16 protein-coding genes and 1 riboswitch are annotated in these 13,821 nt (G+C 54.3%); of the genes, 5 read left to right on the forward strand and 11 right to left on the reverse strand.

What is annotated here, in order from left to right:
• Window positions 1–67: 67 nt before the first annotated feature.
• From MVD07_RS10655 to MVD07_RS10700, 10 genes are all read right to left on the reverse strand, one after another.
• The gene (locus MVD07_RS10655) at window positions 68–1,423 is read right to left on the reverse strand and encodes a proton-conducting transporter membrane subunit (RefSeq protein ID WP_297502003.1); all 1,356 of its coding nucleotides are present in this window, start codon (window positions 1,421–1,423) and stop codon (window positions 68–70) included.
• 4 nt (window positions 1,424–1,427) lie between these two features.
• On the reverse strand, window positions 1,428–2,054 hold the full coding sequence (locus tag MVD07_RS10660; protein ID WP_297502005.1) for a hypothetical protein: 627 nt from the start codon (window positions 2,052–2,054) through the stop codon (window positions 1,428–1,430).
• Window positions 2,051–3,010, reverse strand: a complete 960-nt coding sequence (locus MVD07_RS10665; protein ID WP_297502009.1) for an NADH-quinone oxidoreductase subunit H — start codon at window positions 3,008–3,010, stop codon at window positions 2,051–2,053. Before MVD07_RS10665 ends, MVD07_RS10660 begins: the two co-directional genes overlap by 4 nt.
• An 18-nt stretch (window positions 3,011–3,028) precedes the next feature.
• Window positions 3,029–3,092: riboswitch (Fluoride riboswitch) on the reverse strand.
• 64 nt (window positions 3,093–3,156) lie between these two features.
• Window positions 3,157–3,390 (reverse strand): hypothetical protein, encoded by a 234-nt coding sequence (locus MVD07_RS10670; RefSeq protein ID WP_297502012.1) that lies wholly within the window; start codon window positions 3,388–3,390, stop codon window positions 3,157–3,159.
• Window positions 3,356–3,547: a hypothetical protein gene (locus MVD07_RS10675; RefSeq protein WP_297502015.1), complete on the reverse strand. Its 192-nt coding sequence runs from the start codon at window positions 3,545–3,547 to the stop codon at window positions 3,356–3,358. Before MVD07_RS10675 ends, MVD07_RS10670 begins: the two co-directional genes overlap by 35 nt.
• Window positions 3,548–3,603: 56 nt before the next feature.
• Entirely contained in the window at window positions 3,604–6,270 is a 2,667-nt protein-coding gene (locus tag MVD07_RS10680; RefSeq protein ID WP_297502046.1) for a valine--tRNA ligase, read from the reverse strand.
• A gap of 194 nt (window positions 6,271–6,464) precedes the next feature.
• Window positions 6,465–7,214, reverse strand: a complete 750-nt coding sequence (locus MVD07_RS10685) for a class I SAM-dependent methyltransferase (protein WP_297502017.1) — start codon at window positions 7,212–7,214, stop codon at window positions 6,465–6,467.
• A 32-nt stretch (window positions 7,215–7,246) separates the two neighbouring features.
• A complete protein-coding gene (locus MVD07_RS10690; RefSeq protein WP_297502020.1) occupies window positions 7,247–8,215 on the reverse strand; it encodes an aminotransferase class I/II-fold pyridoxal phosphate-dependent enzyme in 969 nt (322 codons plus the stop codon).
• Entirely contained in the window at window positions 8,200–9,084 is an 885-nt protein-coding gene (gene cbiB, locus MVD07_RS10695) for an adenosylcobinamide-phosphate synthase CbiB (RefSeq protein ID WP_297502023.1), read from the reverse strand. Before cbiB ends, MVD07_RS10690 begins: the two co-directional genes overlap by 16 nt.
• Complete coding sequence (locus tag MVD07_RS10700) at window positions 9,072–9,818, reverse strand: uracil-DNA glycosylase family protein (RefSeq protein WP_297502026.1); 747 nt, start codon at window positions 9,816–9,818, stop codon at window positions 9,072–9,074. The genes cbiB and MVD07_RS10700 overlap by 13 nt, the downstream gene beginning before the upstream one ends.
• Before the next feature lie 47 nt (window positions 9,819–9,865).
• Between MVD07_RS10700 and MVD07_RS10705 the strand changes: the two genes are divergently transcribed.
• The 5 genes from MVD07_RS10705 to MVD07_RS10725 are packed head-to-tail and all read left to right on the forward strand — an operon-like array spanning window position 9,866 to window position 12,357.
• Complete coding sequence (locus MVD07_RS10705) at window positions 9,866–10,507, forward strand: diphthine--ammonia ligase family protein (RefSeq protein ID WP_297502029.1); 642 nt, start codon at window positions 9,866–9,868, stop codon at window positions 10,505–10,507.
• A complete protein-coding gene (gene cobZ, locus MVD07_RS10710; RefSeq protein WP_297502031.1) occupies window positions 10,504–10,920 on the forward strand; it encodes an alpha-ribazole phosphatase CobZ in 417 nt (138 codons plus the stop codon). Before MVD07_RS10705 ends, cobZ begins: the two co-directional genes overlap by 4 nt.
• Window positions 10,917–11,612: an adenosylcobinamide-GDP ribazoletransferase gene (gene cobS, locus MVD07_RS10715; RefSeq protein WP_297502034.1), complete on the forward strand. Its 696-nt coding sequence runs from the start codon at window positions 10,917–10,919 to the stop codon at window positions 11,610–11,612. Before cobZ ends, cobS begins: the two co-directional genes overlap by 4 nt.
• Entirely contained in the window at window positions 11,609–12,148 is a 540-nt protein-coding gene (locus MVD07_RS10720) for an NTP transferase domain-containing protein (protein WP_297502041.1), read from the forward strand. Before cobS ends, MVD07_RS10720 begins: the two co-directional genes overlap by 4 nt.
• Window positions 12,145–12,357, forward strand: a complete 213-nt coding sequence (locus MVD07_RS10725) for a hypothetical protein (protein WP_297502043.1) — start codon at window positions 12,145–12,147, stop codon at window positions 12,355–12,357. The genes MVD07_RS10720 and MVD07_RS10725 overlap by 4 nt, the downstream gene beginning before the upstream one ends.
• Here MVD07_RS10725 and MVD07_RS10730 read toward each other — a convergent pair.
• The gene (locus MVD07_RS10730; protein ID WP_297502049.1) at window positions 12,354–13,805 is read right to left on the reverse strand and encodes a cobyric acid synthase; all 1,452 of its coding nucleotides are present in this window, start codon (window positions 13,803–13,805) and stop codon (window positions 12,354–12,356) included. The genes MVD07_RS10725 and MVD07_RS10730 overlap by 4 nt on opposite strands.
• Between the last annotated feature and the right edge of the window lie 16 nt (window positions 13,806–13,821).

The raw sequence follows: 13,821 nt of genomic DNA on the forward strand, positions 1-13,821 counted from the left end.
CCGCTATCGTAATCGAGCCAGACCGTCAGATACTTCCCGCCCTTCCTGAACACAGCGGAAAGAGCCTTCATACTACCAGACCTCCCGTAACTATAAGATACCACGCGTAGAGGCTTATCCCAAGGGCGGTTAAGGTCATAGCGAGCACTATGATCCCCTCCCCCGTGGGAACCTTCCGCTTCTCCCCTTCTCCAAAGGCCATCTTAGCTGAGTGCCAGTTCAAAGCCAGGAACGACAGTAGTAAGCCAGTCCCTATGAAGAGCGCCCACCAGTAGCTCCTCGACAGGGCAACGCCTATTATTCCAAGTTCCGCTATGAACGTCCCGAAAGGAGGGCTTCCAGTAACGGACAGGGCGGAGAGAACCAGTGAGAGGCCGCTCATGGGGTTCGAGTTCATTAGGCCTCTTATCCCCCCTATTTCGTGCGTTCCATAGGCCCGCATGACGCTCCCGGCGGTTATGAAGAGGGCACCCTTGGAGAAGGCGTGAACCGCCAGGAGGAGGAAGACGAGCTTTAGCAGGGCGGGGTGGTAGTAAGCCAAGCCGAGACCTATTGTAGCGACGCCCATCATATCCATGCTTGAGTAGGCGAGCAGCCTCTTGACGAACCTCTGGGACGCCATCAGGAAGGAAGCGACGAGGAGAGTTAGGACTCCAAAGAGGAGCGTTATCTTCGCCGGGGAATCCCAGGGGGATGCGCTGAGGATCCTGTAGTAGACGAGAAGGGCCGTTGGAAGGAGCGTTCCGGAAAGCATTGCACTTACCGGCGATGGCGCGCTCCCGTGGGCGTCCGGAAGCCAGCCGTGCATCGGAAAGAGGCCTACCTTCGTTCCAAAGCCGATTAAAGCCAGGGTGGAAACCAGGAGGGCCTCCTTCGGTGTGAACGTTAAGTGCCTCACGTCAAGGGTTCCGGCGGAGACGTAGGCCAAGATAACCGAGAGGAATGCCACCCCAAGTCCAGCGGAGGCTACTATCATGTACCTCCACGCCCCCTCGACGTTCCTCTTTTCTCCCTCCGTGAGGATGAGGAGCGCGCTCACCACGGTGGTCGCTTCAAGCCCTATCCACATCCAGCCGAGGTTGGAAACCAGGGCGGTGAAGCTCATGGTGAGGGCGAATAGTGACAGGAAGCTCCAGTAGTAGCGGAGGTCAAAGAAGGGCCTCTCAAGCCCCTCGGTGTAGTAGAGAGAAGCCAGGGAAGCGAAAAAGTAAACCCAGGAGACTATGCCAGCGATTACTAGAGAGTACCAGTCCGCGTAGAGGTTCGGCGTTGAGACAGTCTCTCCCTCGTAGAGCATCAGGGCCGAGAGGACCGCTGTTGCAAAGGCGAAGGCCGGTGTCAGGGCCCTTCCCCACCTCTCGCCCGCTAACGAGAGGAGCGAGGCTATGAGGGGGAGTATTAAGAGGTAAAGCACCACCTCCATGTTATCACCCCACCAGCTCCTCAACTTCGACCGGCCCGTAGCGTTTCTCGGCTCCGAGGATAACCGCGAGCAGGACGAAGGCTATCATGTCGAGCAGGATTCCGAACTCCAGTATTATGGGCATTGAAGTCATCACTGCCGCGAAGTAAAGCAGGGAGTTCTCCTCGCTGATGTAGCCGATTATCTGGGCCAGGGCGTTCCTCCTTCCGACGATGACGAGCATACTGAGGAAGAGCAGTAGGAAGGGTATGACTCCTTTCCAGTCTCCAGTTGCCCTGTATATCGGGACGTAGAGGAAGTAGGCGGTCACAGCTAGAATTAGGCCGATAACTATCGCGTGGTGGGTTGTCTTGACCTCCCTGTTGTACCAGATGCGCTCCTTCCTTATGTCCCTCTGGAGTATCCAGGGTATTAGGAGCGCCCTAAAAGCTATGGTAATCCCAGCCAGGACGATGAGTTCGGGACTGGCCGTCTCCCAGCCGATGATGGCCAGTATCCCCCCTATGAGGAGGGACTGGAAGGCTATGAGGTTTATGAGCGAGTGCATATACGATTCGGTAAGCAGGAGGAACGCCGTCAGGAGCACTGTAACCCCAAGGATGTTTAAGACCTCAGTTGTAACGCTAATCAAGGCACAACACCCCCCAGGAGGAAGCTTATGACACCCATTATAGCCAGCAGAAAGCTGGCCGAGAGGTAGTCTATTATCCTGAACAGCCTTATCTTTGCGAGGGTTTCTTCAACGACCACGAACGCACCTATGAGTCCAAGCATCTTGACGAATAGCCAGAAAATCCCCTTGAGAACCTCGTAGAGCGAAGCGTTTGTTGCCAGGCCCCAAGGAACCGCGAAGACGTTTAGGAACACCGCCATGAGAATGAAGGACTTCATGTAGCCCGCCCAGGTGCTGAGAGCGTAGAGGGGACCGGTGTACTCGAGACCCTTCCCTTGGTCGAGCATTCCGAGTTCGTTGCTTCCGTGAGATTCTATCGGCAACTTTCCGGTGTCGAAGAGCAGTAGCATGAAGAAGGCAGCGGTTATGAGAATGTGCGTTGGGCTAAGGTACCATCCCCCTGCCGTTATCCTGTGGTTCATCAGGAACGGGTTGTTGGTTCCCGTGAGGATGGCTACTCCAAAGAAGACCATTATGAGAACCGGCTCCGCGAAGGCGCCGAAGTTAACCGCTCTGGTCGCTCCTATACCCGTATAGTAGCTTCCAGTTCTTTCGGTCGCGAGTATCGAGACCATCGCGGCCAGACCGAAGAGGAACGTCCCTCCAAAGAAGTCCACCGTTGGGGCGAACCAGCTGGGGAAGTTGCCGATGATGGGCAGCACCCAGGGGAGTGTGAGCATCGCCCCAAAGGCTATGAATGGAGCGAGCACGAAGAAGGAAGCCGCTTTCTCGGGGATTAGGGTTTCCTTCTTGAAGAACTTCGCTAAGTCATAGTAGGGCTGGAAGATGCTTATTCCCTTCCGCGACTCTATCCTAGCTTCTGCCTTCTTGAGTATCCCCACCATGAGGGGGGAGAGCAGGAGCACGGCTATAACCTGGACCAAACCTATAACTATCCTTTCTTCCGGGTTCAAGGGCGTCACCTCCTAAAGCGGAGAACAGGCGTCATTAGCCCCACAGGGGGCATTTGGGGCGGACGCCTTCGCCCGGAATTTTACCCGCGGTTGGTAACGCTAACACTTTTTAAACTTTTTGTGAACGGATGTGTCCTTTGTTGAAATTATCCGGAGGAGCGTTCATCCTCGTTCCTTTTCTTGGTCAGGTATTTGTCCATGACCTTTATGGCCTCCCGGTTCTCCCACTTACCGCCGTAGAGCCTGTTCTCGGCTATGTAGCCGGCGAGCCTTATGGCTAGAGTCTGGTTTTCCTGATAAAGCTCGTACATCTTGAAGTTAAGTGAGGCCTCTCTTTTGGAGAGCTCAAGAAGTTTCCTTCTCAGCTCCTCTTCCTCCACCTTCCTCACCCCTCAAAAGCTCGTTCTCCCTCCTGAGTTCTTCAAGTGCCCTCCTTAAAATCTCGTTGTCGCGCTTCATCTCCTCGTATTTTGCTTCCATGAGCTCAAGAAGGGCCTCCATCTCCTCAATCCTCTTTTCAAGCTCCTTTCCTTTCAAGGTCTCACCCAATGGGATTTGGTGGGGAACATAAAAAGGTTAGCGAAGAAAACGGTTCAGAAGAAGAGAATTACCACGTCTCCAACAACTGCCGTTTCAACCTCCTCCCCCTCGCTGAACGCTGCCTTCCTGAGCACGATGTCCTTTTTGGCCAGCTCGACCCTCTGGCCATCAACCTCGAATTCCACATTTCCGCCCTCCTTGAGGGCCCTCGCTATTTCTCCGGCGTTCTCCTTGAGGTAGGCTGTGATCTTCGGCACTAGCCTTCCATAGCGCGGCCCAACGGTTCTGAAGTTCGGCTTGATCTCGATGAGCCTCTCCTCAAGCTCGGGCTCGCCCTTAATAATCTCCAGCCTCTCGATGTTCATTGTTCCCGCTATGTCCTTCTCAATAGCCTTGAGCCTCTCATAGGAATCTGTGGCGTATATTGCCACGTGTTTGAGCCTGGCGTTCAAAGCGAGGCCGTGGCCGTTCTTGTAGCGCCTCATAGCACCGACTATCTCCCTGGCGAGCTCGCCGAGCCTTTCAGCTTCCTCATCTATCTTTTTTTCCTCGTACTTCGGCCACTGGAGCAGGTGCACGCTTTTAGCACCGATTTTCTCGCGGAAGAGGTTCTGGTAGAGCTCCTCGGTGATGTGTGGCGTGAGCGGCGCGAGGAGAAGCATCACATTGTAGAGCAACTCGTAGAGGGAAGCTTTAGCTTTAAGCTTGCTCTCCTCGTCGTCGTCATAGAGCCTGTACTTTATCATCTCTATGTAGTCGTCAGCGACTTCGTGCCAGACGAAGGTTATGAGCTCCCTTGTGAGCAGATTGAAGCGGTACCTCTCCATCTCCTCGGTGGCGAACTTTATAACGCGGTGGAGCCTGCTGAGTATCCAGCGGTCGAGGGGTTCTAGCTTAGCTGGGGCCTTCTCCGGATCGAAGCCCTCTAGATGCCTCTCGGCGAAGCGGTAGATGTTCCAGACCTTCTGAAGGAAGCGGTAGTTGTAGTCAACTGTCTCCCACTTGAAGGGATGGTCTTCCCCTGGCGGAGCTAAAGCAGTCCAGAGCCTCAGAGCGTCGGCGCCGTACTTTGGGATAACCTCATCGGGAGCGACGACGTTGCCGTAGCTTTTGCTCATCTTCCTGCCATCGGGACCAGCTACCATACCGTTGATAAGGGCGTCATCCCAGGGTCTCTCACCGGTGAGCACCCACGTTCTGAATATCGTGTAGAAGGCCCACGTCCTGATGATGTCCGTTCCCTGCGGTCTTAAAGCGGTTGGGAAGTTGTGCTCGAACCAGCTCTTTCCTTCCTCATCTCCCTTTATCGCGTCGTGCCACCTGCTTATTATAAGCGGGGTCATGCTAGAATCGACCCAGCAGTCAAGGACGTCGGTTACTGGTTCTGGCTCGCTCCCGTCGGAGCACTTCCTCGGCGGTTTGTCGAAGCGCGGATCGACCGGAAGCTTGTCTTCGTCGGGAAGGATTATCTCGCCGTTCTTGCAGACCCAGAATGGGATGGGAGTTCCAAAGACGCGCTGCCTGCTTATGACCCAGTCCCAGTCCATTGACTCGGCCCAGTCCTTCAGACGGAGGAACATATCGCTCGGGTACCAGTTTATCCTCTTCGCTACCTTCACTATCTCATCTGTGAAGTCTTTGACCTTGATGAACCACTGTTTCTTCGGCAGGAGTTCAATCGGCGCCATGCAGGAGCTCCTCTCGGTGTGCCTCAGAACACGGTGCTTTATCTTCTCCTTCTTGTAAAGCAGGCCTATCTTCTCAAGGTCTTCGGCTATCTTCTTTCTGGCCTCTTCCGTCTTGAGACCTGCGTACGGCCCGGCCCTCTCGTTCATCGTTCCGTCCTCATTGATTGCTATGATTACCGGAAGGTTGTAGCGCTTCTGCCAGACCACATCCTGCTCGTCTCCGTAGGTACAGTTATAGACTGCACCAGTTCCAAAGCTCGGATCAACGTCTTCATCAGCGAGAACCGGCACTTCGCGCTCGAATATCGGGAGCTTCACCTTTTTTCCGACGACATCTTTATACCTCTCATCGTCGGGGTGGACGAAGACCGCAACACATGCCGGCATCAGCTCTGGCCTTGTCGTTGCTATCGGGACATGGCCGGAGCCATCAGCTAACGGGAGCTTGATGTAGTAGAGGAAGCTCTCCTCCTCAACGTAACCCACCTCTGCCTTTGCAAGGCTCGTTCTGCATCTAGGGCACCAGTAAACTGGGTGCTCGGCCTGGTAGAGCAGACCCTTTTTGTAGAACTCTATTAGAGACTTCTGGACGGTGGCCTTGTACCAGTCGTCCATGGTGTGGTACTCCAGGTCCCAGTCGGCGGAGTAGCCTATTCTGATGAACTGATCCCTCATAGCTTCGATTGCCTGCCATGTCCACTCGATGCACTTCTGGAGGAAGAGCTCGGGCTGATCCTTGCTTACCCCGAACTCCTTCTCGACCTTCAGTTCTGTCGGGAGGCCGTGGTTGTCAAAGCCCTGGGGAAAGAGAACGTTGTAGCCGGTCATTCTTTTGTAGCGTGCGATGATGTCAATCCACGTGTGGCTCAGAACGTGGCCGAGGTGGAGTGTTCCGCTCGTGAACGGCGGCGGGGTGTCTATAGCGTAGCTCGGCCTCTTCTCGTCGAGCTCGTACTTGTAGACCTTTTCATCCAGCCAGAACTTCTGCCACTTGGGCTCAATCTCGTTGGGGTCATAGGTCTTGGGGAGCATAGCCATCACCTTTTCTGTTTTTTGAAGATGGGATACCCTCAGAAGGGTGGCTTAAAAACTTTGACGGTGGTGCCGGAGTTAGGACTGACCCAGAAGGGCGGAAGGCTTGGAGTTCAGGGGTTGAAATCAGCTCTACGGTGGACGATAGGCATCACCGGGGTATAAAAGTGGACAGGGGTTTAAAAATTTTAGGGTCACCTGATGGCGACCAGCCAGTACCTCCTGTCGTCGGGTCTCAGCTCCCTTCTCAGGTTACCGTAGATTCTGACCTTCCTGAAGTGCCTCTCAGCCAAGAGCCGCATCTCCCTCGGCGTGTAGATGTTGAGCTCATCGTCCACCATGAACGCCCTAACGCTCCCGTCGGGCTTGATTATCTGAATCAGCCTCTTGAAGTGGAGCTTCTGAAAGGCAGACCCAACCTCCCGCCAGTCGGTTATGATGAGCTTCTCATGGTCTTTCCGCTCGTCCCACACTATCGGGCCGTCCCCTTCACCATAGAACCAGCACGGGAAGTCGGCGATGAAAACTCCACCCGGTTTCAGGGCACGTTTTACAGAATTAAACAATCCTTGAATTGCAGAATCGTCGAAATACATGATGGACGAGAAGAACATCGTTACCGCGTCGAACTCCTCCTCAAAGCTTATCTCCAGAGCATCGCCCTGCAGGAACTTGATGTTAAGTCCTTCATTCCTCGCCTTTTCCCGTGCAACGGACAGCATCTCCTCATGCAGGTCAAGACCTGTAACCTCATAGCCCCTCCTTGCGAGCTCAAGTGTTGGGATTCCAGTTCCGCAAGCCAAATCGAGGACTCTCCTTACCTCCAGCTCTGCGTCCTCCCTGAAAACTTCCTCCACGAAGTCAATCTCTTCCCCAATCCGCTCGGCCCTTCTGCGGTAGATTGCATCATAGTACTCCGCAAGAGAGGTATAAAGCTCGTGCATGGTACCACCAAAAAATGAAGTGAGCTTCAGGTTTAAAACCCTACTCCCAGCTCCCGGAAGGCCTTGATTAAAGCGCTATTTTCCTCAGGCGTTCTCACCGAGAAGCGGACGTATTCGTGCAGCCCAAAGCTCTCGCAGTTTCTCACGAGGATTCCCTTTTCTTTGAGCTCTTTTACTGTTCTCCTGGCATCTCCCACGCGCTTGATGAAGAAGTTGGCGTCGCTTTTAACATCCAAAGTCTTTTCCATCCTCACCTTCTCGCGCCAGATTAATGGCATTGTCTTCCTCAGGTGCTCGAAGCCGTCCTCAAGCAAAAACTCAAGGAAAGCGAGGCCGGTCGAGCCTACTCCCCAGGGCATCCTGACGCTCCTGAAGGCCCTGGAAAAGCCGACTACGTAGCCGACCCTTATTCCCGGCAGGCCGTAGCTCTTCGTGAAGGTTCTGAGCTTCACGATGTTTTCACCCTCCGGGCTTTCATGCTTTTTAACAAAGTCGATGAACGCCTCGTCAATGACAAGGAGGGCTTTCTTATCCTCAACGGCATCGAGGAGTGGTTTTAGCTCCCTGACGCGGTAGAACCTCCCGTCGGGGTTGTTTGGATTGCAGAAGAAGACCACCGAGTTCTTCTCCACAAGCTCAGCCATCTTTTCCGGCTCGTTTGGGCCTTTAATGACCTTTCCCCCAAAAATCCTCGCTGCCCTTTCGTATTCACCGTATGTGTGGCGTGGAATTATCACTCTCCTCCCGCGGAGCGCGAGGATACCGATGAGGTAGAGGGCCTCGGTGATCCCAGCGGTTACTGTAATCTCTCCGCCAACAAGCTCCGAAAGGCCTTCCTCAAGCCTTTCGTAGTAGGGATAGCGGCCACTTATCTCCCTCGCCCGCTCGAACATCTCGTCAAGCCACTCAGGTGGGTATGGGTTGAGCGATGCCGAGAAGTCAAGCAATCCCTCCTCCCTTGAACCGCCGTGGTATGTGGAGAACTCTACCGGCCTGAGCATGGACACACTCCCACTGCGATGAGTAAGAGGACTGTAACAACCCATTCGCCAACAATCAGCCGATAAACCCTCAAGGCCCGCCGTATATCACCGTTCTCCGGTTCCCTTCCCGGAAAGCGGTAAACGCCGGGCTTTTCAAGCCAGACGCCTAAAACGGCACTCATCACAGCTATGGGCTTGTCCGAGTTTATCTTGAACCTGGCTAAGCGGTAGTACCGGAGAACCCTCCTCCCCCCAATAGGAAGATATAGGAGAACCGTCAAACGGGCTGGAATAAAGTTGAGGAGATCATCCAGTCGGGCGGAGAACTTGCCGAAGTATTCGTAGCGCTCGTTCCTGTAACCGAGCATTGCATCGAGCGTGTTGACAGCACGGTAGAGCAGGGCACCCGGTAAGCCAAAGAGAAGGAAGTAGAAGAGCGGAGCAACTACTGAATCGTTGAGGTTCTCAGCAAGGCTCTCTATCGAGGCCGAGTTGAGGTGAGCCCTGTCGAGGCCCTCCGTTTTTCTGCTGACGATCATGGAGACCGCTTTCTTCTTCTCTTCAAGGTTTTCCGTCATCGTCCTCGCGACGTGCTCGTGGAGGCTTCTTATCGCAAACGAGCTCTTGAGGAGGTAAATAGCTAGGGCATAGTTGAGGGGGTAAGGGACAAAGACGGGAGAAACGGACAGAAGGAATGCCAAGGCGATAACAATCAGTGCCGTGAGTGTCCCAACCAGGAAATCAAGAACCGGAGAGCGTCTTCTATATAGGGAATCCAGAAGTCCGATCAGCTTCCCGAACCATACCACCGGGTGGAGCCTCGTCGGTGGCTCGCCGAGGAAGACATCCCAGAGCAATGCTAAAGCGAAAACTATCAAGGCCTCCATTCACCAACAGCCTCCCGGATTTTAGCGTATTCTACCAGGATCTTCTCGTTTGGCTTCCTAACGCCCCTTCTGACGTACCAGGCCGGGTGTTTGAGGTAGATGGCGTCGTATCCGAGCTCCTTCAAGGCCCTCTCCGCTGTTCTGCCGATTGCGAAAATCACTTCCGGCTTTAAAACCTCAAGCTCCCTCGCGAGTAGTCCGTAGGCTCCCGGAGGGACTTTTTTCAGCCTGTTGTTAGGCGGGTTGCACTTGACGACGTTGGTTATGTAGAGAAAGTCTAGGTTGATGCCGAGGGAGAAGAGAACCCTCCGCAGAAGCATCCCGGAGGCGTCGCGGTAGAAGCATATCCCGGTCTTCCCGCATCCGCGCCTTCCCGGGGCTTCGCCGACGAGAAGGGCTTTTGAACCAGCCCAGCCGTTGGCGAAGGGCAGGCCTTTAAATTCACCAACCTCCCGCTGGTATTCAAGGTTCTCCCGCCCGCAGAAGTGCTCTGGATTAGTTAAGAGGGAGCGGTAAAGGCCGGAGAGCTCAATGGCTCTGGCCTCGCTCTTTCCATCCGTTACGAGGAATCTCTCCTCTGGGTTGTATATCGTCCTCGCGTAGATTCCATAGATTTCCTCGTCGAGAAAAAGAAGGTCGCGCCAGTTTTTCAGCTTTAAAGGCCTCACCTTGAGGTTCCTCGGGTTAATGTAGATCTCTCCTACCTTTTCTAACTTCTCAAGTCGGAGGAGCATAACGGATAAAAGCTCCAGCTCTTTATAACCCTGACGGGGGCGATAACTTGAGGGGAGTTGCCTTCTTTTCGGGCGGTAAGGACGGGCTCTACGCGCTCTATTTAGCCGAAGAGAGGGGGATAGATGTTCCCTACCTTTTGGCGCTTAAAACAACAATCGGACTTTCACCACACTGGGAGAACTCAGAGGCCTTAAAGACTTTAGCTAAAGCGATGGGGAAGGAACTACTCACCTTCGACATGGCCGAAGGAAGCGATGCCCTAGCCGACTTCATCGGCTCCCTCGGCGTTGATTACCTCATAGCGGGCGACATCCTTCTCGGGGAGCACAAAAAGTGGGTTGAGATGCTTGGGGAGAAGGCCGGAGTCAAAGCCCTCGAACCACTCTGGGGGAGGGACACCCTTGGGCTGGCGGAGGAGATGCTCGGAGAGGGCTTCGAGTGGGCCATAATGGCGGTGGACAGGAAAAAGCTTCCCCAGGAGGCTTTAGCTTATACCTTCGGCTCGAAAAACGACCTGGAGAACTTTCTAAGAACTTACCCGGGTGTTGACCCGGTTGGAGAGTTCGGCGAGTTCCACACTGTGGTTTTGGCCTCACCTCTCTTCGGGGAGAGGTTTAAGCTTGAGGTGAAGTCTGTCGAGGAGGGTGAGAGGTACCACTGGATCCGCTTCGGGCTGGTGAGAGCGTGAAGAGTGGAGAACTCCTTCAAAGGCTCGAAGAGCACGGGATAACGCTTGATTCAATGCTCGACACAGCAATGGAACTCTACATTGGCAACAATCCCGGCGAGACCAGAAAAAGGCTTAAAACTCTGGTGCTCCGTTATCTCAAAGACATCAACGTCCAGGCTCTCCTGATGGCAGCGCTCCTGCTTGAGGGGGACTTTGAAGTCGAGGGCGACCCGGTAAACCTTGTCGCAGACGAGCTGATTGGGATAGACATCGCGGAGTACATAGGCGGAAAGATGGCGCTCTTCAACTTCTTCTACTACGACACGAGGAAGCCCGGAATCTTAGCGGAGCTTCCGCCTTTCCTCGATGACGCGGTGGGAGGGTTTATAGCGGGTTGCATGACGAAACTGTTCCAGGAGGATGGCGAATGAAGAACATCCTGCCGTTCCTCACAAGGCTCCCGATTGGGGGGGACTTCGAAAAAGCCCGGGAAGAGCTCTGGGCCTTTCCGCCTATCGCCTTGGTCAGCTCTGCCTTTCCGGTTCTTTTTCTTTACCTGAGGTTACCCCTAGCCAATCTGCTCGCCATTTTAGGTCTCTACTTCACCATCGGCCTTCTCCACTTAGACGGATTGGCAGATTGGGCCGACGGGATAATGGTCAAGGGCGACCGTGAGAAGAAAGTCAGGGTGATGAAGGATGTTAACACCGGAATAGCGGGTCTCTTTGCGGTTGCTATGGTTCTCTTCCTTCAGGTTTACTCGCTCCCGCTGGTGCCCTTCTACTCCATCTACCTGGCAGAGCTCAACTCGAAGTTTGCCATGCTCCTTGGATTGGCTACAAAAAGACCGCTCGGCCGGGGTCTCGGGGCCTACTTCATGGAGGGGATGAACCGAAGGCAGTTGGCCGTTGGAACGTTTCTCTACGCCCTCCTCTACCTTCCCGTTGCGCTCTACACTCCTCCGGCCGTTATCGGGCTGGTGGGCCTTCTCTTTGGCATTTATGTAATAAAGCTCTCCCTGAGTAATTTCGGCGGGGTAAACGGTGACTGCCTTGGGGCCATGGCAGAGATAACGAGGGCCGGGACGCTCTTGGTTCTGGCCTTTGTGTGGTGGTATCTGTGATAGTCATCCTCGCCGGCGGTAGGTCAAGCCGAATGGGAAGGGAAAAGCCAGTCCTGAAGGTTGGCGGAAAGCCAATGCTCCTGAGGGTTTATGGGGGAGCCTCGGCTGTAGGGGAAGCCATCGTGGCACTCTCAAGGAATACGCCGAAGACCAGGGAGCTCTGCTTGAAGGAGGGAATTCCCTTCGTCGAGACGCCTGGAAAGGGTTACGTAGAAGACGTCCGGTGGCTCCTCCGGGAGTTTGGGCCGTTCGTCAGCGTTTCAGCGGATCTGCCCTTCGTTAAGGCATCGGACATCGTCTCTATATCCAGAGCCTTCGACGGGAAGACAAGCCTGACAGGTGTTCTTCCGCTGAAGAGGGTTCCTAAGGATTTAAAACCGGCGGGTTATCACAGTTATGCCGTGGTTGGGCTGAACGCGGTTGGGACTGAAGGGGAGAGATTTTTTGAACTGAGCAACCCGCTTTTAGCGCTCAATGTTAACACGCCGGAAGAGTTAAAGCTTGCCGAGAGAATAGCCTGCCTGGTGGGAAGATGAGGGGTGAGGAGATTAAGGGCACACTGGTCTTCATTGGGATTCTAATCCTCGGCCTGCTGTTCTTCTTCGGCTTCTTGGTTGTAGGAATGGTTCTGCTTTTCATAGGCCTGCTCATCTTCCTTGGATTCTACATATACATCCGTGTTAAGTTCTGGTGGAGGAAGAGGCACCCACCGAAGGAGCTGGAGAGTCCAGAGGATTATTTTTAGAGCCCAAGCTCACCTAAAATCCTCTCCACGTCAAGGTTCTTCTCAACAACCCCCGCGAACCTCTCAATTTCCTCCTCTATGCTCCACCTCTTGACCGAAACCTGCTCAAGGCCCTTTTCAGCCCTCAGAAAGTTGAGGAACCTCTCTGTGAAGGTGAAGTTGTGGAAGATGCCGTGGAGGTATGTCCCAAAGGCCCGCTCTCCTATAGCCCCCTCCGGTTCGAAAGCTTTGGCTGCGTTCACAGAGGTTATGACTGAGAAAGGCCTCTCCGAGATCGAACGGCCCATCCTTATCTCGTAGCCTTCCACGTTCATTCCTTTGGCGGGTTCCCAGAGAACCCTTGCCTTGAGGTGGTTAGTCCGCTTTTCCCTCCTGAAGACAGTTTTTGCCGGGAGAAGGCCGATTCCCTTTACCTTCCCGCGCTTGGACTCAACGGTGTCTATAATCTCCTTCCCGAGCATCTGAAAGCCGCCGCAGATTCCGACGACGAAAGAACCCTCGCGGTGGGCTTGGATTACGGCATCTTCGATGCCGTTGTTTCTCATCCATAGCAGATCCTCGACCGTGTTCTTGCTCCCCGGGATTATAACGAGGTCTCCCCTTATCTCCTCGGCCCTCGTGACATAGTCAACGCCGTTCGCCCAGTGAAGGGGCTCAAAGTCTGTGAAGTTGCTTATGTGGGGAAGCCTGATTATCTGAATGTGCAGATCGCCCTTAACCTTCGGGAACTCCGCTAAGGAGTCCTCCTCGGGAAGGCGGTGTTCGACGTAGGGGATAACTCCAAGGGTCGGCTTTCCGTAGCGTTCCTCAAGGTAATCGAAGCCGGGCTTGAGCAGGGAAGCATCGCCGCGGAACTTGTTGAAGACGAAGCCGAGGATTAGGTTCCTTTCCTCCTCACTCAGGAGCTCCATGGTTCCGACTATCGAGGCAAAGCTCCCGCCCCTGTCTATATCAGTGACGAGAATAACCCTCGCGTTGGCATGCTTTGCCACGCGCATGTTGACCATATCATAGTCCTTCAGGTTTATCTCGACCGGACTGCCGGCTCCTTCGATTAAAACCAGGTCGTGCTTCTCCTTCAGCTCGTCAAGAACCTCCATCGCCTTTCGGAAGAGCTCCTCCTTCCGCGAGAGCATGTAGTCCTTAGCTGAGACGCTACCGATGGGCTTTCCCATGAAGACGATCTGGCTCCTCATCCTCCCCTCGGGCTTGAGCAGGATCGGGTTGAACCTCACGCTGGGCTTTTTCCTGCAGGCTATGGCCTGCAGATACTGAGCGCGACTTATCTCACCTCCCTCTATGCTTGGGGCGGAGTTCAGGCTCATGTTCTGGCTTTTGAAAGGAACGACATCGTAGCCGAGGTTCGAGAAGATCCTGCATAACGCCGTTACCAGGAGAGACTTGCCCGCTCCTGAGGATGTCCCCTGAACCATCAAGGCCCTTCCCATCTCCCCACCGACAGGA

This window comes from Thermococcus sp., from assembly GCF_027008145.1.
Lineage (GTDB): Archaea > Methanobacteriota_B > Thermococci > Thermococcales > Thermococcaceae > Thermococcus.

Coding starts and splice junctions, on each gene's coding strand:
- MVD07_RS10655 (WP_297502003.1), bottom strand. CDS start 1,423: ATGGAGGTGGTGCTTTACCTCTTAATACTCCCCCTCATAGCCTCGCTC.
- MVD07_RS10680 (WP_297502046.1), bottom strand. CDS start 6,270: ATGCTCCCCAAGACCTATGACCCCAACGAGATTGAGCCCAAGTGGCAG.
- MVD07_RS10685 (WP_297502017.1), bottom strand. CDS start 7,214: ATGCACGAGCTTTATACCTCTCTTGCGGAGTACTATGATGCAATCTAC.
- MVD07_RS10690 (WP_297502020.1), bottom strand. CDS start 8,215: ATGCTCAGGCCGGTAGAGTTCTCCACATACCACGGCGGTTCAAGGGAG.
- cbiB (WP_297502023.1), bottom strand. CDS start 9,084: ATGGAGGCCTTGATAGTTTTCGCTTTAGCATTGCTCTGGGATGTCTTC.
- MVD07_RS10700 (WP_297502026.1), bottom strand. CDS start 9,818: ATGCTCCTCCGACTTGAGAAGTTAGAAAAGGTAGGAGAGATCTACATT.
- cobS (WP_297502034.1), top strand. CDS start 10,917: ATGAAGAACATCCTGCCGTTCCTCACAAGGCTCCCGATTGGGGGGGAC.
- MVD07_RS10725 (WP_297502043.1), top strand. CDS start 12,145: ATGAGGGGTGAGGAGATTAAGGGCACACTGGTCTTCATTGGGATTCTA.
- MVD07_RS10730 (WP_297502049.1), bottom strand. CDS start 13,805: ATGGGAAGGGCCTTGATGGTTCAGGGGACATCCTCAGGAGCGGGCAAG.